Here is a 2,374-nt window from a genome sequence, read left to right on the forward strand (position 1 = left end):
AAATGCTTCGCCCCTACTGACAACTGACCAATCCCCAGTTTTTGTTGCATCTTGTAACAAGATGTTTCCTAATCCTGCTAAAACAGTGAAAAGTAGTAAACGGAGTCTTGAAAATCAAGTTCAACTTAGGAGGATTTCCATCATGCCTATCTCAGATACCCAAGTTTACATTGCATTAGCTGTAGCGCTAATTCCAGGAATTCTAGCTTGGCGTTTAGCTACAGAACTATACAAATAACACCAGTGTAACGCTGTTACAGGTGCTTAATCCATAAGTAGGAGTAGATTTCAAATACTTGTAGTTCTAAACTATGGGAATTTTAGGAATCGCCCCTACTTTACTAGGTAATATTTTATTCATCTTCATACTTGTATAAATTTCCAGAAAATGGAGTAATATGGCAGCTAAATTAAGCCGCAATTAGCACCTGTTTGCTTTTGACGGTAATTACCGTAAATCAGCGAGTTTTTTGTTAGCACCATGAATGCGTTTCAACCATCTAAACCTCCTCTACAGCCCGTAGAACAACGCCGAACTGTACCCAGACCTAAACGACATTTACGCCAACGTGCTTATCAAATAATGGCACTGGAAACTACAGCCAAAGTAGCAGTTAATATAGTTATTAGTGCAGCAGCAGTATCTGCTTTAGTACAATTATTACCTTATCATTGGTCACAACAGGATAAGTTGCGAACAGTTCGTACCGAAGTAAAAGTTATGGAAGGGCGTGTGCAAAACTTGCAGACAGAATTTAGCCGCAACTTTGATCCTGGGGAAGCTAAAAGTATTATGCAACAAAAATCATTTCGCTTTGACCCTAATCAGCGTCCAGTTATATTGATGAATCAAGAGCAGACTGGAACGGAACAATCTAACTCAGCACCATAAAAGTGCAGAAAATATATTAATCATCACGGTTATTAGGGTGACTACCAAATGATACAACTTTATATTTAGTCATGAAACTCAAATTTTTGAGTCAGTTTTACAAATTGAATGCCTAAAACTCTGAATTAAGCCATCTACTAAATTAGTCTTCAAAAAAGAGCAACTCGTTTAACCAGTTTTCGATTTGTAACCGTAAGCGATAACCGGAAACATCTTGATGATTTAAAGATGGTAGTTCTGCCAATGCGCGACGATAATTCGCAATTGCACAATTCCAATCACCCCAGAGATGATAAGTCCGTCCCTGTTCCGCCCAAATGTTGCCTTTGAGTTGACCAAACAGCATGGCAATTTCTAAGTTTTCAATAGCTTCTGCATAGTCTCCCAAGTCGCGTAAAGTAATACTACGATTAATCCAAGCCCGAACATGATGGGGATTTAGATCCAATGCTTGTTCATAATCAGCCAATGCGGCTGTTAATTCACCACAAGCAGCGTAATAATTAGCCCGATTATTGTAGGCACTAGCTAATTTAGAATTTAAATCCAAGGCTTTGTTATAATCAGAGATAGCTTTTTGGCTATCACCACTTTGAAAATAAATCAGCCCTCGGTTATTGTAATCGACCGCATTTTCGGGATGATGGTCAATCAGGTGACTTAACAGTGCGATCGCTTTAGTATAATCCCCTTGTTGTGCTAACTTCAAAGCACAAGAGCGTAAATAACGTTCTTCCAACATTGATTCATTACCATCCTGTAACGGCGCACATTGATGACAAGGATTGTTTTGATCAGAAAGACATACTTGATTGTTTTGAATACCAGAATTTAAAAAAGAGTGCTTATTCATACTTTGCCTATTTGGTTTACTTGGTTTGTCAAATAAAGTTACAGTTTTTGTGTCCTAATGACTCTAGGATGATTGAAGGACGTGGATTTTACATCCAACAACAGATGAGCCATAAATCTAATAATGTATACTTCATACCCAAGTTCAATTCCCGAATCAGTAAAATTCTGAAGAATTGAAGTGTAAATTTTAATGATCAGGGGAAGAGGGAAGAGGGAAGAGGTAATAGGCAATAGGCAATAGGCAATAAGAGTTTTACCAATGACAACGGACAACTAACAACTAACCAACCCCTATTTACCAATTCTAGAAGAGACATTTCTCATGACAACAATAATTGCTTATGCTGATGCTACCGCCCTCAATACCGATGACTATATTGTGCTTTGTTTAGCTACGTGCTTATATAAAGAAGATGGGGAAGTGGATCAAATTGAAGTGATAGAACCCATTCCTTCAGCCGCATTAGAAGCTATCTGTAAACAAATTCCCACATCTTAAATTATTCGATAGAGCGCAAACGGGTACTAAATGCGGCTAGAATTGTCACCTAAAAATTTTTAGGATTTTTAGGTGTTATACTCAAAACGGCTTGATTGTTTGATTCTAAACGTAGGGGTTTAGCACTG

The 2,374-nt window shown here is 37.9% G+C and carries 4 protein-coding genes; 3 read left to right on the forward strand and 1 reads right to left on the reverse strand.

What is annotated here, in order from left to right; all coding sequences use genetic code 11:
- Nucleotides 1-142 precede the first annotated feature (142 nt).
- Nucleotides 143-238: a photosystem I reaction center subunit XII gene (psaM, locus tag FJR06_RS01295; protein ID WP_006196319.1), complete on the forward strand. Its 96-nt coding sequence runs from the start codon at nucleotides 143-145 to the stop codon at nucleotides 236-238.
- A 243-nt stretch (nucleotides 239-481) separates the two neighbouring features.
- The gene (locus FJR06_RS01300; RefSeq protein ID WP_015079964.1) at nucleotides 482-892 is read left to right on the forward strand and encodes a hypothetical protein; all 411 of its coding nucleotides are present in this window, start codon (nucleotides 482-484) and stop codon (nucleotides 890-892) included.
- 142 nt (nucleotides 893-1,034) lie between these two features.
- On the opposite strand, the gene FJR06_RS01305 is transcribed toward FJR06_RS01300, so the two are convergent.
- Nucleotides 1,035-1,745: a tetratricopeptide repeat protein gene (locus tag FJR06_RS01305; protein WP_015079963.1), complete on the reverse strand. Its 711-nt coding sequence runs from the start codon at nucleotides 1,743-1,745 to the stop codon at nucleotides 1,035-1,037.
- 324 nt (nucleotides 1,746-2,069) lie between these two features.
- Here FJR06_RS01305 and FJR06_RS01310 point away from each other — a divergent pair, with 324 nt between their 5' ends.
- On the forward strand, nucleotides 2,070-2,246 hold the full coding sequence (locus FJR06_RS01310) for a hypothetical protein (RefSeq protein WP_158310520.1): 177 nt from the start codon (nucleotides 2,070-2,072) through the stop codon (nucleotides 2,244-2,246).
- The last annotated feature ends 128 nt before the right edge of the window (nucleotides 2,247-2,374 follow it).

Origin of the sequence: Dolichospermum sp. UHCC 0352 (genome assembly GCF_009711925.1) — a bacterium.
In the GTDB taxonomy this organism is placed as follows: Bacteria; Cyanobacteriota; Cyanobacteriia; order Cyanobacteriales; family Nostocaceae; genus Dolichospermum; species Dolichospermum lemmermannii.

Bases quoted from the DNA above. Each gene is read 5' to 3' on its own strand.
- psaM (WP_006196319.1), top strand. From the start codon at position 143: ATGCCTATCTCAGATACCCAAGTTTACATTGCATTAGCTGTAGCGCTA.
- FJR06_RS01300 (WP_015079964.1), top strand. From the start codon at position 482: ATGAATGCGTTTCAACCATCTAAACCTCCTCTACAGCCCGTAGAACAA.
- FJR06_RS01305 (WP_015079963.1), bottom strand. From the start codon at position 1,745: ATGAATAAGCACTCTTTTTTAAATTCTGGTATTCAAAACAATCAAGTA.
- FJR06_RS01310 (WP_158310520.1), top strand. From the start codon at position 2,070: ATGACAACAATAATTGCTTATGCTGATGCTACCGCCCTCAATACCGAT.